The sequence below is a fragment of the Pseudomonas benzopyrenica genome (assembly GCF_036884265.1).
In the GTDB taxonomy this organism is placed as follows: Bacteria; Pseudomonadota; Gammaproteobacteria; order Pseudomonadales; family Pseudomonadaceae; genus Chryseomonas; species Chryseomonas benzopyrenica.
Map to the genome: position 1 here is coordinate 4099355 of NZ_CP145723.1, position 26413 is coordinate 4125767.

20 protein-coding genes and 3 tRNA genes are annotated in these 26413 nt (G+C 63.0%); 10 read left to right on the forward strand and 13 right to left on the reverse strand.

The window, feature by feature from the left end; translation table 11 throughout:
- Positions 1-305: 305 nt before the first annotated feature.
- The 6 genes from V6W80_RS19475 to rluD all read right to left on the reverse strand — a co-directional run bounded on the left by V6W80_RS19475 (position 306) and on the right by rluD (position 5094).
- Positions 306-381, reverse strand: a tRNA-Lys gene (locus tag V6W80_RS19475).
- A gap of 5 nt (positions 382-386) precedes the next feature.
- Positions 387-463, reverse strand: a tRNA-Pro gene (locus tag V6W80_RS19480).
- 10 nt (positions 464-473) lie between these two features.
- A tRNA-Asn gene (locus V6W80_RS19485) sits at positions 474-549 on the reverse strand.
- A gap of 162 nt (positions 550-711) precedes the next feature.
- Complete coding sequence (clpB, locus tag V6W80_RS19490) at positions 712-3276, reverse strand: ATP-dependent chaperone ClpB (RefSeq protein ID WP_338545137.1); 2565 nt, start codon at positions 3274-3276, stop codon at positions 712-714.
- A gap of 130 nt (positions 3277-3406) precedes the next feature.
- Positions 3407-4138, reverse strand: coding sequence for a peptidoglycan editing factor PgeF (gene pgeF, locus V6W80_RS19495; protein ID WP_338545138.1), 732 nt, complete (start codon positions 4136-4138; stop codon positions 3407-3409).
- A complete protein-coding gene (gene rluD, locus V6W80_RS19500; RefSeq protein WP_017640836.1) occupies positions 4135-5094 on the reverse strand; it encodes a 23S rRNA pseudouridine(1911/1915/1917) synthase RluD in 960 nt (319 codons plus the stop codon). The genes pgeF and rluD overlap by 4 nt, the downstream gene beginning before the upstream one ends.
- 188 nt (positions 5095-5282) lie before the next feature.
- Between rluD and V6W80_RS19505 the strand changes: the two genes are divergently transcribed.
- Positions 5283-6308 carry an outer membrane protein assembly factor BamD gene (locus V6W80_RS19505; RefSeq protein ID WP_285386476.1) on the forward strand — a complete coding sequence of 342 codons (1026 nt, stop codon included), beginning with the start codon at positions 5283-5285 and terminating at the stop codon, positions 6306-6308.
- A gap of 67 nt (positions 6309-6375) precedes the next feature.
- On the opposite strand, the gene V6W80_RS19510 is transcribed toward V6W80_RS19505, so the two are convergent.
- Complete coding sequence (locus V6W80_RS19510) at positions 6376-7998, reverse strand: NAD+ synthase (protein WP_338545139.1); 1623 nt, start codon at positions 7996-7998, stop codon at positions 6376-6378.
- 133 nt (positions 7999-8131) lie between these two features.
- Between V6W80_RS19510 and V6W80_RS19515 the strand changes: the two genes are divergently transcribed.
- From V6W80_RS19515 to V6W80_RS19525, 3 genes are read left to right on the forward strand one after another with little or no spacing between them, the layout of a single operon-like run.
- Complete coding sequence (locus tag V6W80_RS19515; RefSeq protein WP_017640839.1) at positions 8132-8380, forward strand: PP0621 family protein; 249 nt, start codon at positions 8132-8134, stop codon at positions 8378-8380.
- The gene (locus tag V6W80_RS19520) at positions 8364-9938 is read left to right on the forward strand and encodes a sensor histidine kinase (RefSeq protein WP_017640840.1); all 1575 of its coding nucleotides are present in this window, start codon (positions 8364-8366) and stop codon (positions 9936-9938) included. Before V6W80_RS19515 ends, V6W80_RS19520 begins: the two co-directional genes overlap by 17 nt.
- Positions 9939-9940: 2 nt before the next feature.
- Positions 9941-11281, forward strand: a complete 1341-nt coding sequence (locus tag V6W80_RS19525) for a sigma-54-dependent transcriptional regulator (RefSeq protein ID WP_338545140.1) — start codon at positions 9941-9943, stop codon at positions 11279-11281.
- Here V6W80_RS19525 and thiO read toward each other — a convergent pair whose 3' ends face one another.
- Positions 11282-12385, reverse strand: a complete 1104-nt coding sequence (thiO, locus tag V6W80_RS19530; RefSeq protein ID WP_338545141.1) for a glycine oxidase ThiO — start codon at positions 12383-12385, stop codon at positions 11282-11284.
- 97 nt (positions 12386-12482) lie between these two features.
- Here thiO and V6W80_RS19535 point away from each other — a divergent pair, with 97 nt between their 5' ends.
- From V6W80_RS19535 to V6W80_RS19560, 6 genes are all read left to right on the forward strand, one after another.
- Positions 12483-12977 (forward strand): GspH/FimT family pseudopilin, encoded by a 495-nt coding sequence (locus V6W80_RS19535; RefSeq protein WP_338545142.1) that lies wholly within the window; start codon positions 12483-12485, stop codon positions 12975-12977.
- 121 nt (positions 12978-13098) lie between these two features.
- A complete protein-coding gene (locus V6W80_RS19540) occupies positions 13099-13611 on the forward strand; it encodes a GspH/FimT family pseudopilin (RefSeq protein WP_338545144.1) in 513 nt (170 codons plus the stop codon).
- On the forward strand, positions 13608-14135 hold the full coding sequence (gene pilV, locus V6W80_RS19545) for a type IV pilus modification protein PilV (protein WP_338545146.1): 528 nt from the start codon (positions 13608-13610) through the stop codon (positions 14133-14135). Before V6W80_RS19540 ends, pilV begins: the two co-directional genes overlap by 4 nt.
- A gap of 3 nt (positions 14136-14138) precedes the next feature.
- Positions 14139-14915, forward strand: a complete 777-nt coding sequence (locus V6W80_RS19550; protein WP_338545148.1) for a PilW family protein — start codon at positions 14139-14141, stop codon at positions 14913-14915.
- A complete protein-coding gene (locus V6W80_RS19555; protein WP_338545149.1) occupies positions 14912-15460 on the forward strand; it encodes a pilus assembly PilX family protein in 549 nt (182 codons plus the stop codon). The genes V6W80_RS19550 and V6W80_RS19555 overlap by 4 nt, the downstream gene beginning before the upstream one ends.
- A gap of 23 nt (positions 15461-15483) precedes the next feature.
- Complete coding sequence (locus tag V6W80_RS19560) at positions 15484-20595, forward strand: PilC/PilY family type IV pilus protein (protein ID WP_338545150.1); 5112 nt, start codon at positions 15484-15486, stop codon at positions 20593-20595.
- A gap of 48 nt (positions 20596-20643) precedes the next feature.
- On the opposite strand, the gene ispH is transcribed toward V6W80_RS19560, so the two are convergent.
- Genes ispH through ribF form a run of 5 tightly spaced genes read right to left on the reverse strand, consistent with a single transcriptional unit; the run spans position 20644 to position 26341 of the window.
- Complete coding sequence (gene ispH, locus V6W80_RS19565; RefSeq protein ID WP_338545151.1) at positions 20644-21588, reverse strand: 4-hydroxy-3-methylbut-2-enyl diphosphate reductase; 945 nt, start codon at positions 21586-21588, stop codon at positions 20644-20646.
- 34 nt (positions 21589-21622) lie between these two features.
- A complete protein-coding gene (fkpB, locus tag V6W80_RS19570) occupies positions 21623-22069 on the reverse strand; it encodes an FKBP-type peptidyl-prolyl cis-trans isomerase (protein WP_338545152.1) in 447 nt (148 codons plus the stop codon).
- Complete coding sequence (gene lspA / locus V6W80_RS19575; RefSeq protein ID WP_338545153.1) at positions 22062-22565, reverse strand: signal peptidase II; 504 nt, start codon at positions 22563-22565, stop codon at positions 22062-22064. The genes fkpB and lspA overlap by 8 nt, the downstream gene beginning before the upstream one ends.
- Positions 22558-25392, reverse strand: coding sequence for an isoleucine--tRNA ligase (gene ileS, locus V6W80_RS19580; RefSeq protein WP_338545154.1), 2835 nt, complete (start codon positions 25390-25392; stop codon positions 22558-22560). Before ileS ends, lspA begins: the two co-directional genes overlap by 8 nt.
- 1 nt (position 25393) lies before the next feature.
- Positions 25394-26341, reverse strand: coding sequence for a bifunctional riboflavin kinase/FAD synthetase (gene ribF, locus V6W80_RS19585; RefSeq protein ID WP_017640853.1), 948 nt, complete (start codon positions 26339-26341; stop codon positions 25394-25396).
- Positions 26342-26413 lie beyond the last annotated feature (72 nt).

Sequence of the window (26413 nt, forward strand, 5' to 3'; positions counted from 1 at the left end):
CTGATAGTAGTAAGGCCTCAGACGGTCGCTATGACCGGCTATCGCCTTGATAGGCGCGGGACGCAGCCTGGATGACGGCGTTTGCCGGAGATGAGCGGAATAGAGCGCGACGTGATGGAAGCGAGGCGGGCCAACCTAGGCGCGACTTTTTCACGGCCTCCCTGTGAAGCAGAAGGACGTCGAACGCGCGCCTTGTCTGGCGTACTGGCGGGATCAGCCCCTTGCCAGCACAAATTGGAGCTCGAAGGAAAAAAGTAATGCGCCAAAACGCAAAAACCCTCCTTGCGGAGGGTTCCTGGTAAAAATGGTGGGTCGTGCAGGATTCGAACCTGCGACCAATTGGTTAAAAGCCAACTGCTCTACCAACTGAGCTAACGACCCAAATATGGTCGGGGTAGGGGGATTCGAACTCCCGACATCCTGCTCCCAAAGCAGGCGCGCTACCGGGCTGCGCTATACCCCGAGAATGGAAGTGGCTCCGCGACCTGGACTCGAACCAGGGACCCAATGATTAACAGTCATTTGCTCTACCGACTGAGCTATCGCGGAATTTCGATCTTCCAACCCCTCTTACGTCAGTGCCTTTCGAGCTTTGCCGTAAGTGAGGTGCGCCATTTTACGGAAGTAGAAACAGACGTCAACACCTAGCCTGCTGTTTTTTCACAAATTTATGCGGAAAGCCGGGCAACCCTGAGGTCACCCGGTCTTTTCCTAGGCGAAGACGATCTCGTCGCCCTCTACGCTGCCGTGGATCCGCGCGTTTGGCGCGAAGGCACCCGACAGGATGCGCTGCGCCAGGGGATTCTCGATCCAGCGTTGGATAGCCCGCTTGAGCGGACGCGCACCATAGACCGGGTCGTAGCCCACGGCGACCAGCTTGTCCAAGGCCTCCGGCGTCAGCTCGAGCTGCAGATCGCGCTCGGCCAGGCGCTGCCGCAGGTGCTGCAGCTGGATCTCGGCGATCCCCGCGATCTGTTCGCGACCCAGGGGTTCGAACACCACCACCTCGTCGATACGGTTGATGAACTCGGGGCGGAAATGACCGGCCACCGCATCCATCACCGCGGCGCGTTGGGCATCGGGATCGCCCACCAGTTCCTGGATCTGTGCCGAGCCCAGATTCGAGGTCATGACGATCACCGCATTGCGGAAGTCCACGGTACGCCCCTGGCTGTCGGTCAGGCGACCGTCGTCCAGCACCTGCAGGAGAATGTTGAAGACGTCCGGATGAGCCTTCTCCACTTCGTCCAGCAGGATCACCGAATAGGGTTTGCGCCGCACGGCCTCGGTCAGATAGCCGCCCTCCTCGTAACCGACGTAGCCGGGCGGTGCGCCGATCAGGCGAGCCACGGAGTGCTTCTCCATGAATTCGGACATGTCGATGCGCACCATGGCGTCCTCGGTGTCGAAGAGGAATTCCGCCAGCGACTTGCACAGCTCGGTCTTACCGACCCCGGTCGGGCCGAGGAAGAGGAAGGACCCGCTGGGCTTGTTGGGGTCCGACAACCCGGCCCGCGAGCGGCGCACGGCATTGGCCACGGCCGTGACCGCCTCGTCCTGACCGATCACCCGGTTGTGCAGGGCCTCTTCCATGCGCAAGAGCTTGTCGCGCTCGCCTTCGAGCATCTTGCTGACCGGAATGCCGGTCCACTTGGAAACCACCTCGGCGATCTCGTCTTCGGTGACCTTGTTGCGCAGGAGCTGGTTGGCCGGCTTCTCGTGCTGGTCGACCATCTGCAGACTGCGCTCCAGATCGGGAATGGTGCCGTACTGCAGCTCGGCCATGCGATTGAGGTCACCCTTGCGGCGAGCGGCCTCCAGTTCGGTGCGGGCCTGCTCGATGCGCTGCTGCAACTGGGCGGAATCCTGGACCTCGGCCTTCTCGGCCTTCCAGATTTCCTCCAGATCGGCGTACTCCTGTTCGAGCCGGGCGATGTCCTCGTCGAGTTTTTCCAGCCGCTTGCGCGCCGCCTCGTCTTCTTCCTTCTTCAGCGCCTGGCGTTCCACCTTGAGCTGGATCAACCGGCGATCCAGGCGATCCAGGGCCTCGGGTTTGGAGTCGATCTCCATGCGGATGCGGCTGGCCGCCTCGTCGATCAGGTCGATGGCCTTGTCCGGCAGCTGGCGGTCGGTGATGTAGCGATGGGACAGCTTGGCCGCGGCGATGATGGCGCCGTCGGTGATGGCTACCTTGTGGTGCACCTCGTAGCGCTCCTTGAGGCCACGCAGAATGGCGATGGTATCCTCTTCGCTCGGCTCGTCCACCAGCACTTTCTGGAAGCGTCGCTCCAGGGCCGCGTCCTTTTCGATGAACTGGCGGTACTCGTCGAGGGTGGTGGCGCCCACGCAATGCAGCTCGCCGCGGGCCAGGGCTGGCTTGAGCATATTGCCGGCATCCATGGCGCCTTCGGCCTTGCCGGCGCCGACCATGGTGTGCAGCTCATCGATGAACAGGATGATGCGCCCTTCCTGTTTGCTCAGTTCGTTGAGCACGCCTTTAAGGCGCTCCTCGAATTCGCCGCGGAACTTGGCGCCAGCGATCAGGGCGCCCATGTCCAGGGCGAGCAGACGCTTGTCCTTGAGGCCGTCGGGCACCTCGCCGTTGATGATGCGCTGGGCCAGGCCTTCGGCGATGGCGGTCTTGCCGACGCCGGGTTCGCCGATCAGCACCGGGTTGTTCTTGGTGCGGCGCTGCAGGACCTGGATGGTGCGGCGGATCTCGTCGTCCCGGCCGATCACCGGGTCGAGCTTGCCGTCTTCGGCGCGCTTGGTGAGATCGACGGTGAACTTGTCCAGCGCCTTGCGGCTGTCTTCGGCATTGGGGTCATTGACCGCTTCGCCGCCGCGCAGATTGTTGATGGCGTTCTCCAGCGCCTTGCGCGAAACGCCCTGCCCCAGCAGCAACTTGCCGAGACGGGTGTTTTCGTCCATGGCGGCGAGCAGGACCAGTTCGCTGGAGATGAACTGGTCACCCTTCTGCTGGGCCAGGCGATCGGCCTGGTTGAGCAGGCGCGCCAGGTCCTGGGACAGGTTCACGTCGCCGGTGGGATTCTGGATCTTGGGTAGCTTGTCCAGCTCTTCGCCGAGGGTCTTGCGCAGGCTGGCGAGGTCGAAGCCGACCTGGCGCAGCAGCGGGGAAATGGAGCCACCCTGCTGGTCGAGCAAGGCGGAAAACAGGTGCAGCGGCTCGATGGCCGGATGGTCGTGGCCGACGGCCAGGGACTGGGCATCCGCCAGGGCGAGCTGCAGTTTGCTGGTGAAACGGTCTATACGCATGGGCAAGGTCCTTATCTGAAACGCGGGATGGCGCAGCAGAAGGCGCTTTCAATTACCCGCGGGAATGACCTTTAGATAGGGGCGATGCGTAACGATTCAAGCCAGGAAGGCTTGACATCCCAAAAAATGCCTAGGGCTTGATCCAGATCAGGCTGGCAAAGCGACCGGTGCGAGAGGCGCGCCGGTAGGAGAAAAAGCGCTGGTGATCGACAAAGGTATCGAAGCCACCCCCATAGACCGCCGTGATGCCCTGGGCGGCGAGACGCAGACGGGCCAGGGCGTAGAGATCGCCCAGGTACTTGTCCCCGCCCTTGGCCACGAAGCACTGCCCGGCGTCACCGTGCTGGGCGAGGAAAGCCTCACGCACCTCGACACCCACCTCGAAGCTGGCTGGGCCAATGGCCGGCCCCAGCCAGACCAGCACCTCGGCGGGCGGCACGGCCAGACTGGCGGCAGCCGCTTCCAGCACCCCACCGGCCAGACCGCGCCAGCCGGCGTGGGCCGCCGCGACGCGGGAACCGTCCCGCCGGCAGAACAGCACCGGCAGGCAGTCGGCGGTCATCATGGTCACGGCGATACCAGGCGTAGCACTCCAGGCCGCATCGGCACGCAGCACCTGGGTCGGGTCGGCTTCGACCACCGCGGTGCCATGAACCTGTTCGAGCCAGGCCGGCTGGCACCCCAGGGCCTCGCCCAGCCGTCGACGGTTCTCGGCGACCGCCGCCGGGTCATCCCCGACATGGGTGCCCAGATTGAAGCTGTCAAAGGGCGTCTGGCTGACACCGCCCATGCGGGTGGTGACGCAGGCCTGGACGCCGACCGGCGCCGGCCAGTCCGGCCGCAGCCAGTCGGCGCCTGTCACTCGAAGGATTCCCGGTCCTGGCGCAACAGATCCAGCAGCCAGACCAGGTCTTCCGGCAGCGGCGACTCCCAGCGCAGCCGTTCACCGGTCACTGGGTGATCCAGTTCGAGGAAGCGCGCGTGCAGCGCCTGGCGCGGAAATTCGCGCAGGGTCTTGATCAGGGTCGGATTGGTCGCTGGCGGAATCTTGAAGCGACCGCCATAGACCGGATCGCCGACCAGCGGGAAGCCGACGTGGGTCATGTGCACGCGGATCTGGTGGGTACGGCCGGTCTCCAGCTTGACCCGGGTATGGGTATAGGCGCGGAAGCGCTCCAGCACCCGATAGTGACTGACGGCTGGCTTGCCCCCGGCGATCACCGCCATCTGCTGACGACGCTGGGAATGGCGGCCGATGGGCGCATTAACGGTGCCGCCGGCAACGATCACCCCGGCAACGACGGCTTCGTAGATGCGGCTCACCGAGCGTGCCTGCAACTGGGCGACCAGATGGGTATGGGCCTCCAGCGTCTTGGCCACCACCATGAGCCCGGTGGTGTCCTTGTCCAGGCGATGGACGATGCCGGCGCGCGGCACGCTTTCCAGTCCCGGTACATGGTGCAGCAAGGCATTGAGCAGGGTGCCGTCGGCATGGCCGGCGGCCGGATGCACCACCAGCCCGGCCGGCTTGTCGAGCACCAGCAGGTGATCGTCTTCGTAGACGATGTCCAGCTCGATGTCCTGGGCCACCCACTCGCCCTGGGCCTCGCGCTCGGCGCGCAGCGCCAGCTGGGCGCCGCCATGGACGGAGTCACGCGGACGCAGCACGGCGCCGTCGACGGTCAGGCTACCGTCCTTGATCCAGGCGGCGAGACGCGAGCGGGAATGTTCGGCGAACAGCTGGGCAGCGACCTGATCGAGGCGCTGGCCACCGAGTTCGTAGGGGACTTCGGCATTGAGAACGATGGATTCGGACATGGATCTGCGCGGGCAATGGCGGGGCTTTTGGAATCGGCCCGACCCTGTGGTTAAATACGGCGACTTTTTTGCCCCGGCATTCCGGGTCGATCATCATAACAGGACGGTTCCGGCCCCGTCACAGGCTAGGTGAACGCTCTCCGCGCTCATCCCTGCACCGCCGACCGTTTCGGGGAATCCAAGCCGCCATGCAATTGAAGCACCTGCTGCTGGTCACCAGCCTAGTCCTCACCGCCGCCTGCTCCTCGAAAGCGCCCGAGGTTCCGGAAAATCTGCCGGAAGGCGAGCTCTATACCCAGGCTCAGCGCGATATCTCCAACAGCAGCTACACGGACGCCATCAGCAAGCTGAAGGCCCTGGAGTCGCGGTATCCTTTCGGCCGCTATGCCGAACAGGCCCAGCTGGAGCTGATCTACGCCAACTACAAGAATGGCGAGCCCGAGGCGGCGCGCACGGCGGCGGATCGCTTCATCCGCCTGCATCCACAGCACCCCAATGTCGACTACGCCTACTACATGAAGGGCGTGTCCTCCTTCGAACAGGACCGCGGCCTGCTGGCGCGCTTCCTGCCGCTGGACATGACCAAGCGTGACCCGGGCGCGGCGCGCGATTCCTTCAACGACTTCGCCCAGTTCACCAGCCGCTTCCCCAACAGCCGCTACGCCCCGGACGCCAAGGCGCGCATGGTCTACCTGCGCAACCTGCTGGCGGCCTACGACGTCCACGTCGGCCACTACTACCTGACCCGCAAGGCCTATGTGGCCGCCGCCAACCGCGGTCGCTACGTGGTCGAGAACTTCCAGGGCACCCCGTCCGTAGGTGACGGCCTGGCGATCATGACCGAGGCCTACAAGCACCTGGGTCTGAACGACCTGGCGGCCACCAGCCTGGAAACCCTCAAGCTCAACTACCCAGACAACGTCAGCCTCAAGGATGGCGAGTTCCAGCTGCGCGAGCCGGACGACAAGGATCAGCAGCGTTCCTGGCTGACCCGCGCGACCCTGGGCCTGATCGATCGCCCGAGCGATCCGCTGCCGCCCGGCGAGACCCGCGCCAGCCAGGACATCCAGCGCAAGTACCAGGAAGAGCGTGACAACCTGGCGCCCGAGTTGCGCATCGTCGACCCGGCTGAAGCCGAGAAGGCCGGCGGCGCGACCCCGGCTCCGGCCAAGCGCTCCTGGCTCAGCCGCTTGACCTTTGGTCTGTTCGACTGATCCGGTAGCAGATGTGCAAAGGGGAAGCCACTGGCTTCCCCTTTTTTATTGCGTCAGAACCGGCGGATTAGTCGCCGATCCGCCAGCCCGAGGTGATCGGGTAGCGCCGGTCGCGACCGAACCCGCGCTGGGTCACTCGTGCACCGACCGCCGCCTGGCGTCGCTTGTACTCGTTGAGATCCACCAGACGCAATACCTTGCGCACCGTTTCCTCGTCGAAGCCGGCGGCGACGATGTCCGCGGCCGAGAGATCCTGCTCGACGTACAGCCGCAGGATCTCGTCGAGCACCGGATAGGGCGGCAGCGAGTCCTCGTCCTTCTGGTCCGGCGACAGCTCCGCCGACGGCGGCCGGTCGATCACCCGCTGGGGAATCACCTCACCGTGGCGATTGCGGTACGCGCAGAGGCGGAACACCAGGGTCTTGGGCACGTCCTTGAGTACATCGAAGCCACCGGCCATGTCGCCATAGAGGGTGGCGTAACCCACCGCCATCTCGCTCTTGTTGCCGGTGGTCAGCACCAGATAGCCCTTCTTGTTGGAAATGGCCATCAGCAGGGTGCCACGGCAGCGCGCCTGTAGATTCTCCTCGGTGGTGTCGCGCCCAAGTCCGGCGAATTCGCCGGCCAGGGTTTGCTGGAAGGCCTCGACCATGGCCGCGATGGGCAAGACGCTGTAGCGCACCCCCAGCTTCCGCGCCTCGGCTTCGGCATCGTCCAGGCTGATCTGCGCGGTGTAGTGGTAGGGCATCATCACCGCCTCCACCTGTTCCGCGCCCAGGGCATCCGCCGCGACTGCCAGGACCAGCGCCGAATCGATACCACCGGACAGGCCCAGGACCACGCCCTTGAAGCCGTTCTTGCGCACGTAGTCGCGTACCCCGAGCACCAGGGCGTCATAGACGCTGGCTTCCAACGAAGCCACGGGGGTGAGTTCGGCCGGCTGCGGGGTCAGGTCCTGGTCGAAGCTGACCGGATAGAGCCCCTCGACGAAGGCCGGCGCGCGCTGGCTGACCTGCCCCTGGGCATCCACCACGAAGGAGTGGCCATCGAACACCAGTTCGTCCTGGCCACCCACCTGGTTGACGTAGACCACCGGCATGCCGCCCTCCCGGGCACGTTCGCCTACCACGGCCTCACGTTCCGGCTGCTTGCCGCCATGGAAGGGGGAAGCGTTCAGATTGAGCATCAGCCGCGCCCCGGCGGCACGGGCCTTGGCCATGGGCTCGGCGAACCAGATGTCTTCGCAGATGGTGACGCCGATGGGCACGCCCTGATAGTCGAACACGGCGGCACTGTCGCCCGGCTCGAAGTAGCGTTTTTCGTCGAACACCTGATAGTTGGGCAGTTGCTGCTTGCGATAGCAGGCCAGCTCGGCGCCATCGCGATAGACCGCACAGGCGTTGTAACGCCGCCCCTCTTCCAGCCAGGGAAAGCCCACCAGCACATGGATGCCGGCGATCTCCTGGCGGATCCGCTGCAAACCCTGCTCGATGCGGCGCTGCATGCTCGAACGCAGCAGCAGGTCCTCCGGCGGATAACCGCACAGCGACAACTCCGGGAAGACGATGAGATCCCCCTGCAACCGGTCCCGGGCCTCATGGGCCGCGGCGATGATCCGGTCCACATTGCCGTGGATGTCGCCGACCTTGAGGTTCACTTGCGCCATCACGACCTTCAGCAGCTGACTCATGCACTCTTCCTTGCCCGATTCATCGCTGCATTTTCCTGCATGCAGCGAAGCGGGACAATCGATGCCCTGCGGGGGGCTCACCCACTGCGGCGGCCCTGCTAAACTCCACCCTCCTTCACGCTGCGAGATCGCCATGGGTCTGCTTCGCCTGCTGTTGTGGCTCGTCCTCCTGGGCGCGCTGTTCTGGATGATCAGACGCTGGTGGCGCGGCAAGACGCAGAAGCCCGCTGCCAAGGCGCCTCCGCTGCCGCCCAATGCCATGGTGCGCTGCGCCCACTGCGGCGTGCATGTGCCCCAGGAAAGAGCCCTGGCCGACGGCGAAGGCCAGCGCTGGTATTGCAGTGCCGAACATCGCCGGTTGCAGCATGAGCACCGCGACTGATCCAGGCATCCTGAGAGCCGACGCGGTCCTGCGGCTCTATCATCTCTATCGCATCGTCATCGGTCTGGCGCTGGTGGTGCTGATTTCCAGCGATCTGGATCAGCACTGGCTGCGCACCGTCGACGGCCTGCTGTTCCGTCAGGCCAGCTGGGCCTATCTGGCCACCAACGTAGTGCTCGCGGTCGGCCATCGGCTGCTGCGCGGTCGCGCCTTCGCCCTGGCACTGATCGATATCCTCGCCCTGGGCGGCCTGTTCTTCCTGGCCGGCGGCATCGCCAGCGGCATGGGCAGTCTGCTGGTGGTGACCGTCGGGGTCTCCAACGTCCTGATCCGCGGACGCCGCGGCCTGCTGATCGCTGCCCTGGCCGCCATCGCCCTGCTGCTGGCGACCGGCTACCTGGACTTGCGCCGTGGCGACAGCGGCAGCGGCTATGTGCAGGCGGCAGGTCTGGGCACCCTTTGTTTCGCCACGGCACTGCTGGTACAGGGCCTGGTCCGGCGGCTGCTGGACAGCCAGGCCCTGGCCGAAACCCGCGCCACTGCGGTGGCCGAATTGGAAGCCCTCAATGCCCTGATCCTCGAACGCATGCGTACCGGCATCCTGGTGTTCGATGCCGAGTACCAGGTGCTGCTGGCCAATCCAGCAGCCCGGCGCCTGCTCGGGGTGGACGACGAGGCCACCATCACGCCCCTGACCCTGGGCCTCGCCCAGCGGCTGGAGGAATGGGAGCGCAATCCCAGCATCCGTCCCACGCCCTGGCGCGCCCATGCCAACGGCCCGCTGCTGCAACCCAGCTTCGCCCGGCTGCAGCAAGGTGAAGGCGAACGGGTACTCACCTTTCTCGAAGACGTCTCGCGCATCGCCCAGCAGGCCCAGCAACTCAAGCTCGCCTCCCTTGGTCGTCTCACCGCCGGCATCGCCCACGAGATCCGCAACCCGCTGGGGGCCATCAGTCACGCCGCGCAACTGCTGCAGGAATCCGAAGAACTGACTACACCGGATCGGCGCCTGGCGCAGATCATCCAGGACCAGTCACGGCGAATGAATCGGGTGGTGGAAAACGTCCTGCAGCTGTCGCGCCGACGCCAGGCCGCGCCGCAGCTGATCGATCTGCGCTATTGGGCGCACCGCTTCGCCGGGGAGTTGCGCCCTACCCTGCCCGCCGGCCAGACGCTGCACGTCAAGACCGAAGCCGGTACCCTGCAGACCCACATGGACCCCCACCAGCTGGGCCAGATCCTGACCAACCTGGTACAGAACGGCCTGCGCTACAGCTGCCAGAAACACGGCACCGGCCAGGTCTGGCTCAGCACCTACCGCGACCCGGAAAGCGATCTGCCCATCCTCGAGGTGGTCGATGACGGCCCAGGCGTCGCCGCCGAACAACTCGACCACCTGTTCGAACCCTTCTTCACCACCGAGAACAAGGGGACCGGGCTGGGCCTGTACATCTCCCGTGAGCTTTGCGAGAGCAACCAGGCCAGACTTGGCTATCATCCTTTGGCGAACGGCAGCTGTTTTCGCATCACCTTCGCCCATCCCCGCACAATGAGCTGAGCATGGCCCGACAGAAAGTCCTGATCGTCGACGATGAACCCGATATCCGCGAACTCCTGGAAATCACCCTGGGGCGGATGAAACTCGACACCGCCAGCGCCAAGAACATCGCCGACGCCCGGGCCATCCTCGAACGGGAAAGCTTCGACCTCTGCCTGACCGACATGCGCCTGCCCGACGGTTCGGGCCTCGACCTCATCCAGTTCATCCAGCAGCGGCTCCCGCAACTGCCGGTGGCCATGATCACCGCCTTCGGCAGCCTGGAAACCGCGGTCCAGGCACTCAAGGCCGGCGCCTTCGACTACCTGACCAAGCCGGTGGATCTGCCGCGCCTGCGCGAGCTGGTGGGCACCGCCCTGCGCCTGTCCGGGCCAACCCCGGCAGTAGCCGGTGCCAGTGAAACCCAACTGCTCGGCGAGTCGCCCCCCATGCGCGCCCTGCGCGGCCAGATCGCCAAGCTGGCGCGCAGCCAGGCGCCGGTCTACATCAGTGGCGAATCGGGCAGCGGCAAGGAGCGCGTAGCGCGCCTGATTCACGAGCAAGGCCCCCGTGCCGGACGGCCCTTCGTCCCGGTCAACTGTGGCGCCATCCCCTCGGAACTGGTGGAAAGCGAATTCTTTGGCCACCGCAAGGGCAGCTTCACCGGCGCCATCGAAGACAAGCAGGGCCTGTTCCAGGCCGCCCAGGGCGGCACCCTGTTCCTCGACGAGGTGGCTGACCTGCCGCTACCGATGCAGGTCAAGCTCTTGCGCGCCATCCAGGAAAAGGCCGTGCGCCCGGTAGGCAGCCAGCAGGAGATCAGCCTGGACGTGCGCATCCTCAGCGCCACCCACCGGGATCTCGCCGCCGAGGTCGCCGCCGGCACCTTCCGCCAGGATCTCTACTATCGCCTCAACGTCATCGAATTGCAGGTACCGGCCCTGCGCGAGCGCCGTGAAGACATCGGCGTCCTGGCCAATCACATGCTCGAACGCCTGGCGCGGGACTCAGGCCTCGCCCCGGCCACGCTGGGCGAAGATGCCCTGGCCAGGCTCAAAAGCTACCGCTTTCCCGGCAACGTGCGGGAACTGGAAAACATGCTGGAGCGGGCCTACACCCTTTGCGAAGGCGATGTCATCCGCCCGGCCGACCTGCGTCTGGCCGACGCCCCGGCGGCCACCGCCACCGGCGAAGCCAGCCTGGCCAACATCGCCAACCTCGAAGACCACCTGGAGTCCATCGAGCGCCAGCTGATCATGCAGGCGCTCGAAGAGACCCGCTGGAACCGCACCGCCGCCGCGGAACGCCTGGGTCTATCCTTCCGTTCGATGCGCTACCGCCTGAAAAAGCTCGGCATCGACTGATCAGCCCGCTGCCAGCCGCGCGCCTGGCGCATAGGGCGCCGGATCGATGATCGGCGTGCGCTCGGTGAGCAGATCGGTCAGCAACTGGCAGGAGGCCGGTGCCAGTACCAAACCATTGCGATAGTGCCCGCAGTTGAGCCACAGCCCGGGCAGCTCCGGCACCGGCCCGATGAAGGGCACGCCGTCCGGCGAGCCCGGCCGCAGCCCCGCCCAGTGCGCCACCGGCGCCTGCTCGGCGAGCGCCGGCAACAATTCGGCCGCCGACGCCTGCAGGCTGGCCAGTGCCTTGGCGGTTGGCGTCTTGTCGAACTCGGCATGTTCCAGGGTACTGCCGATGAGGATATGGCCATCGCGCCGCGGTATCGCGTAGCGCCCCTTGGCCAGCACCATGCTGGTCAGATAACCGACCGGCTGCCGATACAGCAACATCTGTCCCTTCACCGGCCGCACCGGCACCGCCAGTCCCAGGGTCTGCAGCAGCTCACCACTCCAGGCGCCCGCACAGACGACGACCGACTCGGCATGGATGGCCTCGCGCGCCGTCTGCACCCCTACTACCCGCTCGCCCTGGCGCAGGAACCCGGTCACCGGCGACTCGCTCACCAGCGTCACATTCGGCATGCGTAGCAAGGCTTCGCGCAAGGAGCGCACCAGCCGGGGATTGCGCACATTGGCCACCCCCGCCATGAAGACCGCTCGCTCATAACCTGGCCCCAGCACCGGCACCCGCTGCCGCACCTCCGCGACCGAGACCGACGCCAGCGGCCGCACATTGCGCCGCGCCCAGTCCAGCGCCTCGGCCTCGTCCTCCAGATTGAGCCAGTACAACCCGGTCACCTCGACCTCGGGGTCCACGCCCGTCTCCTGCCGCAACCGCTCCCCCAGCACCGGATAAAAATCCTGCGACCAGTGCGCCAGCGCCGTCACCGCGGGCTGGTAGCGCCACGGATACAGCGGCGAAACGATTCCGCCACCGGCCCAGGACGCCTCCCGCCCCGGCTCGCCGCGCTCGACCACCACTACCCGCCGACCGCTCAAGGACAGGTAATAGGCCGACAGCAACCCAATGGCACCGGCCCCGACCACAGCCACATCGCAACTCACGTCACACCTCTAGCACCTTGGAATTGACTAGCCAGCACGACGTCATTAAACCGCTTCTTCGGCCAGGAAGGCCGGAAGACTACGCAAGGACGTCGACATGGCACACCGCAACGCGCGAGGCGTCAGCCTCTTCGAACTGCTGCTCGCCTTAAGCATCTTGACCATCGTAGCGAGTTTCGCTCTGCCAGCTATGTCAGCCTGGCTAGAGCAGGTACGTCACGAGGCGACCCGCGACCTTCTGCTGACCCATATCAAGGCAGCCAGGACCCTAAGCATTGCGCGTCGCCAGACCGTCGTCCTCTGTCCGCTCGACGATCAAGGCTGCGGAGAAGACTGGTCCAACGGATGGCAAATAAGAGATCCCGCCAATGACGAGTTATTGCTGCGCCATGGCGAATTACCGCCAGGATTAAGACTGCGCTGGAACCGGCCAACTGCCATCACCTATCGCCACAATGGTACCAGTACAGGCCTCAACGGCACGCTTTCGCTGTGTAGCGCGAAGGGGAAAGAGCTGTCCCGTATAACCATAAACAACCAAGGCAGGGCCAGAGCGCTGGCGGCCAGGAACGACGCAAGCTGTCTGGAATAGTCTTCTTGGCCCGCCCAGGCGAGCGAACCGGCCATCCCTGATCTCCCCCCGACCGTCCTGCAAAAGACGACAGGCGCGCGCTTCCTACCAGAAACTAGCCGCTCCGATCGGGGAGCACATCATGGATCGTGCCACTGCAAGCCAAGGGTTCACCTTGCTCGAGATGTTGACCGTAGTCACGCTGCTAGGGATTTTCGCCAGCATTGCCGTGCCTAGCTTCACCAGCCTGGTCAACCAGACTCGCACCCGCAGCGCTGCTGACGCCCTGTTCGGCCTGTTGCTACAAGCTCGCTCGGAAGCAGTACTACGGCGAACCACGGTAACCATCTGCACATCCGACACCCTGTGGCGTTCGGTGCTTGGTGATTGCGACTCGTCCGATGCTACCTCCTTGCGCCAGGTAACACTGCCCCCTTCGCAAGTGACCGCCCAACCTAGCCGGACCAACCTTAGCTACTCCGCCGAAGGAACGGCCCTGATGGGGACCGATGCACGTGTCACCGTTGTGCTGTGCCATGGCGGCGACGCCACCAAAGGCTACAAGGTCGACATCCAACGCAATGGCGTGACTCGTCAGTACCCCATGGGCAAAGCCGATGCTGCGGGCACTGCCCTGACGAGTTGCCGTCCATGAAGAAACTCTCGTCGGACAGCGGCTTCAGCATGATAGAGGTCTTGGTGACCCTGGTGCTGATTTCCATCGGGGTGCTGGGCATGGTCGCCCTACAGAGCAAGTCGGTTGCCTTCACCACGGATACGACCCAGCGCAATACCGCCGCCATGCTGGCCCAGGATCTGCTGGAAATGACCCGCGCCCGGGGCAAAATCGTCGAGAAACTCTCCGGTCGTGACTTTGCAACTGTCGACGACGGTGATTGCGCCTCAACTCCCACCGACGCCGACAAGCAATTGACTTGCTGGTCTCAGGAAGCTGCTCGGCTACTGCCAGGGGTAGATGAAACGCTTCTGAAGAACGAATTTCATCTCTGCAAGGCCACCGCGAGCGGTACCTGTGATGAGGATGGCACTACCCTGGAGATCCAGTTGTCCTGGCGCCTCAAAAGTGGCGAATGTATGAATTTCATCGAGAGTACTAGTGATGAGGATAGTACTAGCGATGGCGATATTTGCCGTTATCGAATACAGGCGGAGCTCTGACCGATGAACTCTCATCAACGTGGCCTTTCGCTGATAGAACTGATGATCGCCTTGCTCATCAGCAGCTTCCTGATATTAGGCGTCACTCAGCTCTATATCAACAACAAGCAAAATTATCTCTTCCATCAAGGTCAAACCAACAACCAGGAAAATGCGCGCTATTCGCTGATGATGTTTGAGCAACAACTCGCCAAGGCCGGCTTCAAACGACGCCCTTTCGTGGATAGCACCGCTGAATTTCCGGCCAAAAACTATACTACTGCATCTTGCAACTTCGCCGCTGGGCAAACCATCTATGCACCCACCGATCAGTCGTTATGTATCCGCTATAAGCCAAGAGATACCTTGGAGCGGGATTGTCTTGGGAATGGCCCAGCAAGCACGTCAGGCCTGAACACACCTTATACCGAGAGTCCTGGCGAATTCATCGAGCGCTATAGCCTGGTTGCCAATGACGGCGAGGACCTAGCCTCTCTCACCTGCACCACCGCGAGCAGCAGTGGCGCCCTTATCGATGGCGTGGCGGATCTTCGTTTCGATTTCGGTTTCGACGATCAGCCACGCACGGTTTCCACCTATGACAGCACGCCCGCTGCGAGCAAACAAATCGGTGCCGTACGTTACCGACTCCTGCTGGCCAGTAAGAAGAATCTCGGCACGGGTACCAACGCCATCGTCGCCGATTGGAATGAACGCTACGGCTCGACCTTTACTACGAACGATGGCCGTATCTATCAAGTCGCCAGCAGCACCCTCACGCTGAGAAATCTGATGCCATGAACGCTCATTCGCAACGAGGCGCCTCGCTGTTGATCGCGCTGGTCATGTTGATTCTCATCACTCTGCTGGCCGTTTCCAGCATTCAGGAAAGTACCCTGCAGGCACGTATCACCGGGAACCTGCTCGAAGAAAAACATCTCGTCGCCGCAGCCGAGGCGGGGCTACGCGACGCGGAACGTCGGCTGGCCAAGAATGAGCCGCCCGACACCTGCCCCGAATCGCTCACGCAGAAACCATGCATCCAAGGCATAGTGCCCATTAGCTCAGCAGGCTATGACACGGACTTCGTAAACAAGTCTCTCAGTTATGGAGACTCCGGGAATACGACCACCCTGGATAGAACCGTCCATTGGTACCTGCGCGCCGTTCCCCAGGGCAGCAACGGTAGCTGCACCGATCCGAACAACACCGTGACCGGAAAAGGTTGCGTCTCTTATTACGAAGTAAACTCCCAGGCCTACCACGCCCGCGACGACTCGACCGCAGCCAAACCTTGCGCAATAGACGTCGTCTGCCTCAGGGCAGTAATAGCCCGGCAATATTAATTTAGCTATTCGAGGGACCGACCATGAAACACTACCTGGCAGGATTACTGATCGGGACCATGGCGTTACCCCTGGTAGCCAAGGCAGTCGACGATATAGCCCAAACGCCCCTGTTCGTCACGGACTCAGTGCCCCCGTTGAATATGCTGGTAATGGGGCGCGACCACAAACTCTATTACGAAGCCTATAACGACGCTTCGGACCTGAACGGCGATGGCGTTCTGGACATTGGCTACAAGGGTTACAAGGTCAAGGATTCTGGGGGTATCGATTACTACGGTTACTTCAACTCCAAGCTCTGCTACAGCTACACCAACGGCAGATTCGTCCCCACAACCGCAGGCACGGGCAACACGGGCAAGGAGTGCTCGAACCAGTGGAGTGGCGACTTCCTGAACTATCTGGCCACCTCGCGCATGGATGCGTTGCGCAAGGTGCTCTATGGAGGCTATCGAAGCACAGACGACAGCGGCGTCACGGTATTGCAGGGCGCCTATATACCCGAGGATGCTCACACCTGGGGCAAGGAATACACCAGTATCTCAGTGGACGGCTATGACATCAGCCGCTTCGCCCCCTTGCAAGCCCCCTTGCCCGGTTATCGGCATCTGCTCGCGGTCACCTCCCTGAGTGACAACGGCGTTCCGCAGTTACGGGTCTTGACCAACGTCAACCTTCGGATCTGGAACTGGGTATCGATCGAACGTCCCGTCGGCCGTGACGATTGCTTGAATGCCAAAGGAGCACGCAGAAATTGTCTGGATTCAGGTCCGAAAGACGGCTGGGCACTGGTCCCGCCCAGCAACTTCACCAGTCTGAATATAAAGACGTGGGCAAAGTCCGACAGCAACCATCCTGACAGCACCGCTGCGATGGATAGACTATTCAGAACCGAGGCCACAAACCGCCGCCTCTGCGGAAGCCAGGACATCAGCAATGGCATCTACAGCTTTGGGGCCAACAACAACCCTTTCAATGGTGCACGAACGCAAGGCGGCCTAATCTGCGGTAACGATCGTTACCTCACCGAGATCAGGGGAAATTTAAGAGTAGAAACAACAGGGACCTACAGATTCGCGGTCGATGGCGATGATGCCGTTGACGTCAAGATCGCCAACAACAGCCTCCCGACGGCTAGCTGGTACGGTGGTCATGGTGCCCTGGATGCGGGTAGCAATAACCATTCTGGCTCCTTCTACCTGCAAGCGGGAGTAGAGTACAACATCCTTTTTCGCCAGGAAGAGGGCGAAGGCGGCGACGCCTGGGGTTTGTACTGGCAGCCCCCGGACAGGGTACAGGCTGCGAGCCGCACCGATTACAACATCCAGGTAGAGGTCTGCCCCAACGACGTCGACTCGACGAACAATACAAGCCTGCGCGAGAGCAATTGCAAGCGCTATCCCAATGGCAACTACAAGCCAACTGGAATCCTTCATGACTACGGGGAGACCAACAAGATGTATTTTGGTCTCCTAAGTGGCTCTTACAAGAATCACTTCTATGGCGGCGTACTGAGATCCAACATCCAAAGTTTCGCCAGGGAACTCAATGCCAATACCGGCCAATTTTGCCTCGATGGTAACTGTGGCGGTGCCCAGGGCAACGTTCAAGGGATCGTGGATACCATCAACCGTTTCCGTACCGTAGATTTCAACTACGGCAACTATATGTACAACTGTGGTTTCGGCCGTAACCCGACCAGCGATCTCGCCGGAGACCCCTGTTACATGTGGGGCACACCTACGGCGGAGATGATGTACGAAACCTTACGCTATTTTGCCGGCGCCTCAGGGCCCACCGCCGCCTTCGACTATTCATCTACGGACACGGGAGTGCCCGACAACCAACTGGGTCTCGCCCATCCGGCTTGGATCGCGCCCTATTCCCGTGGTAATGGTGGAACCGGCTATCCCAGCTGCTCGGTTCCTGCCATGACCGTGCTGAGCGACATCTATCCCAACTACGACTGGAAGCTGCCTGGTAGCCAATGGGCAAACTTCATCAGCAGCAGCGACGATCCTGCCCCCCTCAAAGACCTGAACGTCGCAACGGAGACCGACGCCATAGGCGCGGCCGAAGGGCTGAATGGCACAACGGTCTTCATTGGCGAGACCAAAGCAGACGGGGCACCTATCAACGCAGATAGCGCACCTACGCCAAAGACCCTACCCACACTGTCGCGAATTCGCGGCCTCGCGCCCGAAGAGCCGGGCAAGCAGGGCACCTATTATTCCGCAGGCATCGCCCGCTTCGCCGCCAGGCATTACTTTGGTGGCGGCAACAAGCAGATGATCACCTATGCCGTAGCCTTAGCTTCCCCCTTTCCCAAGATCGAATTCCCGGTCGGCCAGAACAAGATAACCCTGGTGCCCTTCGCCAAATCGGTAGTAGAGGACCCAGACAACAATCGGTACCAGCCTACCAACCAGATCGCCGATTTCTATGTACAGAAGCTGGCCAATACCACAGTGGACAATACCGACAGCAGCGTGAACGAGGGCCGCCCCTACGCCGAGTTCCGCATCAACTGGGAAGATAGTGAAGAGGGTGCCGACTTCGACATGGACGCCATCGTGCTTTATACGCTGGCGGTGGTTCCTGACCCACAAGACGACAACAAACTCAAACTCAGGGTAAACCTGAATTCCGAATATGCCGCGGGCAGCAACAAGCAACACATGGGCTACACCATATCGGGCACCGACCACGACGGTCTCTATCTCGAAGTCTGCGATCTTCGAGACGGAACGGTCAACAATGGCCAGCGCGAAGTCTGCGATGGCCAGACGGCCTATCGCCTCAATACTCCCCCTGGCAGACCCGCCGGTTGGTGCATCAACAAGCTATCCAACGACGAATGCCGAGGGTTACCCCCAACTGCAACGCGTACCTTCAACGCCACCGGTGTCGGCGCCGGGGTACTCAAGGATCCGCTCTGGTACGCCGCCAAGTACGGCACCCCGGACAACAACTGGGACAGCAACGGCGACGACGTTCCGGACAACTACCTGCTGGTGACCAATGCACTTACCCTCAAGGATCAGTTGAACAAGGCGTTCAGCAACGTTATTCAACGGAACAGCTCGATCACCCGGGTCACCGTAGACACCAATCGCAACGAACAGGGCTCCGAGACAGGCCGTACCGTATACCGAACCACCTTCAATGCCGATGACTGGACCGGCAAGCTGATCAAGGAAACCTATACCAATGGCACAGCAGTGCCCACGGTCGTGAACGCCAGCATCCCCACTAGCGGCCGCATCGTCAAGATGGCGGGGGGGCCCGACGGCCTGCAGGATTTCACCTATGACAACCTAAGGGGACGCACCTTCGGCGGCCAAGACCTGCAAGCGCTGATGAACCAGAATTCATCCGGCAATACAGACGGACTTGGCGCGGACCGGGTCAGTTTCCTGCGAGGTGCCTGTACATCGACCAATTGCACGAACAACTTCCGCACGCGCAACTCGCTGCTGGGCGATATCGTCAACTCTTCGCCAGTGCAGGTAGGGGCGCCCAACTATCTAGCTTACCGAGTCGACCCCGTGGATGGCAGCGCTGGTTCCTATGCCTTGTTCCAGAGCGCCAAGGCGTCACGGCGTCCGCAGATCTATGTCGGCGCGAACGATGGCATGCTGCATGCCTTCGATGCCGCAACCCTGGAGGAAAAGTTCGCCTTCGTACCGACACCGGTCATTCCCAAGTTGAACCGTCTGACGGCCAGGGACTACGGCACCACGACCTCCCATCAATACTACGTCGATGGGCGGCTGGCGACGGCAGATGTCTATTTCGATAACAAATGGCACACCGTCCTGGTCGGCACCTTGGGTGGCGGCGGGCGCGGGCTCTTCGCGTTGGATATAACCGATCCGGACGCTATCAAACTGTTGTGGGAATTTACCTCCGATAGCAGCGCGACGGAGGATGCCACTACCCACAGGAGCAACCTTGGCTACAATTTCGGCCCGCCCACCATCACCCGCCTGCACACGGGTGACTGGGCCGCCGTCTTCGGTAACGGCTACTACAGCGACAACGCCGATAGCGACAAGGCCATCCTCTACGCCGTGAAAATCAGCGACGGCACCCTCATCAAGGCAATCGAAGCTACGAGCCCGACAACAGGCAGCAATGGCCTTTCGGCGGTCCAAGTGGCTGACTACAACGGCGATGTCGTCGCCGACGCCGCCTATGCAGGGGATCTACTCGGTAACCTTTGGCGTTTCGATCTGACGAGCCAAAACACCTCCGCCCCCTTCAACCGCGACTCGGATGGTACCAGTCAGGCCGACTCCTTCGCGGTGGCCTTTGGCGGCCATCCGCTCTATCGAGCCAGGACCAGTGATCAGGATACCGGTCACCCCCAGGCGATCACTGCAGCGCCCGTACTGATTCAGCACCCCACCCTCAAAGGCTACCTGGTGACCTTCGCAACGGGACGCTATCTCAGTGTCAACGACAAGCTCTCGCCCTTCGACATCCAGACCGTGTATGGCATCTGGGATCGCTGGACCCTGAGCCAGGAGACCAATGCCGACATGGTCAATGCGCACAACCGCGCATCGCTGCAAGAGCAGACGATAACGTCAGCCACTTACTCCAGCGGTACCGTCACCCGCAACGTCCGTACGTTCTCCGCGAACGCGATGAATTGGTATAAGGATGTGACGAGTGATGCAGGTGCCGATGCCGATGCTGATGCTGATTCACAGGTTGATCGCTGGGGCTGGTACGTCGATCTCAAACCCGTAGGGACGAGTACCAATACGGGAGAACGAGTGATTTTCCCCCTGAAGACCCTGGGTGACACCCTGCTCTTCACCAGCATTACCCCCAACGCCGATCCCTGCTCGGCCGGCATCGATAGCACGCTCTATGGTATCGATGGCAAAACAGGAGGTCGCACCCGCTATAACGTCTTCGATCTTAATAACGATGGCCGGATAGACGTCGGTGACAGCGTAGTTGGAAACCTTGTGGTGTCTGGGATAGAAGGAACCGTAGGAGACAACACGCTGGCCGGAGACCAAATGCTCGGCTCAAACGGAGCTACCCCTCTAGGCGTCCACGGCGGACCTACCTCCAGTGGTCGCCAATCCTGGCGATTGCTTCCCCCTCCTACGCCCTGATGCAAAAAGGCCGCTGCCTCCGTAAGGGCAGCGGCCTTTCTTATCGCGTCACACTGCCTTTACCCTGAGCTCCCGCGGCAGGGTGAAGGTAATGTTCTCCGGCTCGCCTTCCAGCTCGACCTCGCCAGTGGCGCCCCAGCTCTGCAGCTGGTCGATGACGCCGCGTACCAGGACTTCGGGGGCCGAAGCACCGGCGGTGACGCCGATGCGTTGCACGCCTTCGAACCAGCTTTGCTGCATATCCTCGGCGCCATCGATGAGATAGGCCGGGGTGCCCAGGCGTTCGGCGAGTTCGCGCAGGCGGTTGGAGTTGGAGCTGGTGGGGCTGCCCACCACCAGTACCACGTCGCTTTCCAGCGCCAGGGTCTTCACCGCGTCCTGGCGGTTGGTGGTGGCGTAGCAGATGTCGTTCTTGCGCGGGCCGTTGATGCGGGGAAACTTGGCGCGCAGGGCATCGATCACCTTGCGGGTGTCGTCCATCGACAGGGTGGTCTGGGAGACGTAGAACAGGGCTTCGGGGTTGCGCACCTCGAGCTTTTCCACGTCGTCCTCGTCTTCCACCAGGTAGATGGCGCCACCGGCGCGATCATCGTACTGGCCCATGGTGCCCTCCACTTCCGGGTGCCCAGCGTGGCCGATGAGGATGCACTCCTGGCCATCGCGGCTGTAACGTGCGACTTCCATGTGCACCTTGGTCACCAACGGACAGGTGGCGTCGAAGACCTTGAGGCCACGCGCGGCGGCCTCGCGGCGCACGGCCTGGGAGACGCCGTGGGCACTGAAGATGAGGATGACATCGTCCGGCACGTCGGCCACGTCTTCGACGAAGACGGCGCCGCGGGCGCGCAGGTTGTCGACCACGAACTTGTTATGCACCACTTCGTGACGCACATAGATGGGCGGACCGAAAACGTCCAGCGCCCGGTCGACGATGTCGATGGCGCGGTCCACGCCGGCGCAGAAGCCGCGGGGATTGGCGAGCTTGATCTGCATAGGCTCCTCTGCCCGCTTCACGGGCGGCGTTGGATCAATGGGAGACGGCAGGCTCGATGGCCAGAATTTCCACGTCGAAGGTCAGTACACGGCCGGCCAGCGGGTGGTTGAAGTCGATGATCACCTGGTCGTCGTCGTAGCTCTTGACCACGCCAGGCATCTCGCCGCCGGCGGCGTCGCTGAAGATGATCAGCAGGCCGGGCGACAGCTCCATGTCGCTGAAGTCGTTACGGGCCATGGTCTGCAGATTGCCGTCGTTGGGCTGGCCGAAGCCACGCTCCGGCGGAATGGTCAGGCTGGTCTTGGTGCCGGCCTCGAGCCCGAACAGGGACTGTTCGAAGCCGGGCAGCAGGTTGCCGTCGCCGACGGTGAAGGTGGCCGGCGCCTTGTCGAAGGTGCTGTCCACCACATCGCCGTTCTGCAGCTTGATGGCGAAATGCAGGGTGACCCGGGTATCCGGGCCGATGGTGATTTCAGCCATGGGCTTCCTCGGGTGTTTTCTTGCGGAACATATCCAGGGCCAGCATCACGGCGCCTACACAGATGGCACTGTCGGCCAGGTTGAAGGCCGGGAAGAACCACTCTTGGCGCCAATGGACCAGAACAAAGTCGATGACGTGGCCTAGCACCATACGATCATAGAGATTGCCCAGGGCACCGCCGAGGATCAGGGCCAAGGCGATCGCGGTCCAGGTATCGTTGCGCAGGCGCTTGAGCCAGACCACCAGCACCACGCTCACTACCAGCGCGATGCCGGCAAAGAACCAGCGCTGCCAGCCGGAATGGTCGGCCAGGAAGCTGAAGGCTGCACCGGTGTTGTAGGCCAGGGTCCAGCTGAACAGGTCGGTGATGACCGGTACCTGCTGGTAGAGCGACAGGTTGTTCTGGAAATAGGCCTTGCTCAGCTGATCCAGCAGGATCACCACCGCGCTCAAGGCCAACCAGGGCAAGGCACCGAAACGCTGCGCATCACGCATGCTCGCGTACCTCGCCCGCGCCATAGACATTGGTCACGCAACGCTCGCAGATCTCTGGGTGTGCGGCATCCTGGCCGACGCTGTGGCTGTGATGCCAGCAACGGGCGCACTTGGGGGCCTCGGACTTTCGCACCATCAGCTTGAGTCCACTCAGTTCGCTGGCCACGGCGCCTTCCGGAGCCTTTTCCAGCGGCTGGACAGCGGCCTGGGACGAGATCAGCACGAATCTGAGTTCGTTGCCCAGGGCTTCCAAGACGGTCTGCAGGGCGCTGTCGGCATAGAGGGTGATCTCCGCCTGCAGGCTGCCGCCGAGGGTCTTGGCCGCACGCTGGTTTTCCAGTTCCTTGTTGACCGCGGCCTTGACCGCCATGACCTGATCCCAGTAGGCGCGATCCAGGGTCGCGCCCTCGGGCAGGGCGAAGAGGCCGTCGTACCAGGTGGTCAGCATCACCGACTCTTCCCGCTCGCCCGGCAGGTACTGCCAGATCTCGTCGGCGGTAAAGGACAGGATGGGCGCGATCCAGCGCACCAGGGCCTCGGCGATCAGGTACAGCGCGGTCTGGCAGGAACGCCGCGGCAGGCTGTCGGGGCCGGTGGTGTACTGACGGTCCTTGATGATGTCCAGGTAGAAGCCACCCAGCTCCTGCACGCAGAAGTTGTGCACCTTCTGGTAGACGTTGAGGAAACGGTACTCGGCATAGGCCTGCTCGATTTCCCGTTGCAGCAACAGGGCGCGATCCACGGCCCAGCGGTCCAGATCGATCATGTCCTCGGGGGCGACCCGATTGACCGCCGGATCGAAGCCGGACAGGTTGGAGAGCAGGAAGCGCGCGGTGTTGCGGATGCGGCGATAGGAGTCGGCGCTGCGCTGCAGGATCTGGTCGGAGACCGCCATCTCGCCGGTGTAGTCGGTGGAGGCGACCCAGAGACGCAGGATGTCGGCGCCCAGGCTGTCGATGACCTTTTGCGGGGCGACCACGTTACCCAGCGACTTGGACTGCTTGCGACCCTGCTCGTCCACGGTGAAGCCGTGGGTCAGCAGTTCCTTGTAGGGGGCATGGCCGTCGATGGCGCAGCCGGTCAGCAGCGAGGAGTGGAACCAGCCACGGTGCTGGTCGGAGCCCTCCAGGTAGAGATCGGCCACCGGCCCCTGCGGGTGCGCCAGTTCGGCATGGGAGCCGCGCAGCACGTGCCAGTGGGTGGTGCCGGAATCGAACCAGACGTCGAGGGTGTCGCGACTCTTGTCGTACTGGCCGGCATCTTCGCCGAGCAGTTCGGCGGGATCGAGCTTGAACCAGGCTTCGATGCCCTCGCGGTCGACGCGCTGGGCGACCTCTTCCATCAGCTCGACGGTGCGCGGATGCAGCTCGCCGCTTTCCTTGTGGGTGAAGAAGGGAATCGGCACACCCCAGTTGCGCTGGCGCGAGATGCACCAGTCGGGACGTCCGGCGATCATGCCGTGCAGCCGCGCCTGGCCCCAGGCCGGGACGAACTGGGTCTGCTCGATGGCCGCCAGGGAGCGCTCGCGCAGGGTGGCGCCTTCGTTGGGCCGCTTGTCCATGCCAACGAACCACTGGGCGGTGGCGCGATAGATCAGCGGAGTCTTGTGGCGCCAGCAGTGCATGTAGCTGTGATTGATCGCTTCGTGCTTGAGCAGCGCGCCCGCCTCTTGCAGCGTGGCGACGATGGCCGGATTGGCCTTCCAGATGAACTGGCCACCAAACAGCGGCAGCGACTCGGCGTAGACGCCATTGCTCTGCACCGGATTGAGGATGTCGTCGTTGCTCAGGCCGTATTGCTTGCAGATGCGGAAGTCGTCCTCGCCATAGGCGGGCGAACAGTGCACCACACCGGTCCCGGCGCCCAGCTCGACGTACTCGGCCAGGTAGATGGGCGACAGCCGCTCGTACAGCGGGTGGCGGAAGTTGATCAGTTCCAGGGCGGTACCCGGGGCAGTGGCGATCACCTCGCCCTGCAGGCCGTAGCGCGCCAGGCAGCTTTCCACCAGCTCTTCGGCCAGCAGCAGCAGGCGGTCGCCGACATCCACCAGCGCATAGGTGAATTCGGGATGCACGTTGAGCGCCTGGTTGGCCGGGATGGTCCAGGGGGTGGTGGTCCAGATGACGATGGCGGTGGGCTTGGCCAGCGCGCCGAGGCCGAAGGCGGCCGCCAGCTTGTCGGCATCGGCGACCGGGAAGGCCACGTCGATGGCGTCGGAACGCTTGTCCTGGTACTCCACCTCGGCCTCGGCCAGGGCCGAGCCGCAGTCGAAGCAGAAGTTGACCGGCTTGAGGCCCTTGAAGACGAAGCCCTTCTTGACCAGCTCGCCCAGAGCACGGATCTCGCCGGCCTCGTTGGCGAAGTTCATGGTCAGGTAGGGATTGCTCCAGTCACCCAGTACGCCCAGGCGGACGAAGCCGGCCTTCTGCTCTTCGATCTGCTCGCTGGCATAGGCGCGGCAGCGCTCGCGGGTCAGGTCCGCCGGCTGATTCTTGCCGAAGGTGGTCTCCACCTTGTGCTCGATGGGCAGGCCATGGCAGTCCCAGCCTGGCACATAGGGGGCATCGAAGCCGGCCAGGGTCTTGGAACGGGTGATGATGTCCTTGAGGATCTTGTTCAGCGCATGACCGATATGGATGCTGCCGTTGGCATAGGGCGGACCGTCATGCAGGATGAAGGTCGGCCGGCCCTTGCCGATGGCGCGCAGCTTCCCGTACAGGTCGATGTCCTGCCAGCGCTTGAGCGCTTCCGGCTCGCGCTGCGGCAGGCCGGCTTTCATCGGGAATGCCGTTTCCGGCAGATTGAGCGTCGCTTTGTAATCGGTCATGTCAGTCCAGGCTCGTTGACGGTTGCCCCTGCCAGTAGGCGCGGGCCGTGGCGACGTCCGCTTCGATCGCCGCCTTGAGGGCCTCCAGAGAGGCGAATTTCTGTTCGTCGCGGACCTTCTGCACGAAGGTCACGCTGAGGTGGCGGCCATAGAGGTCGCCGGCAAAGTCCAGCAGATGGATCTCCAGGTGCGGACGACCATCGCCCTGCACCGTCGGCCGCTGGCCGATGTTGGCCACGCCTGGCACCACCCGCCCATCGATCAGGCTGCTGACCAGATAGACGCCGCGCAGCGGCGGCCGGCGCCGCTTGAGCTGGACGTTGGCGGTGGGCCAACCCAGCTGACGCGCCAGCTTCTGGCCATGCAACACCCGCCCCGAAAGGCTGTAGGGTCGTCCCAACATGCGCGCGGCCAGGGCCAGATCGCCATCGGCCAGGGCCTGGCGGATCAGGGTACTGCTTACCCGCAGGCCATCCAGCTCGACGGTGGTGGCGGCTTCCAGGGTGAAACCGTGGTCGCGAGCGGCCAGATTCAGGTAGGTGAAGTCGCCGGCACGGTCGCAGCCGAAACGGAAGTCGTCACCGATCTCCAGATGCTTCACCCCCAGGCCGTCCACCAGCACCTGCTGGACGAAGGCCTCGGCGGACAACTCGCGCAGCCGCCGATTGAAATTCAGGCAGAGCACGTTGTCGACGCCCAGGCGCGCGAAGCATTCCAGCTTCTCGCGCAGGCGGGTCAAGCGCACCGGCGCGATGTCAGGCAGGAAGAATTCGCGGGGCTGCGGTTCGAAGATCACCACGCAACTGGGCACCCCGAGCTCCGCCGCCCGTTCACGCAGCCGCGCGAGGATGGCCTGGTGCCCCAGGTGAACCCCGTCGAAGTTGCCGATGGTGGCAACGCAGCCCTTGGGAAAGGCGTCGAGATGATGGAGACCGCGAAACAGCTGCATGGGTAGGGATTGCTCAGAAATTAATCGATTATATCTGGATGCCCGCCGCGAGGACAGGCGCACACCCGGCCT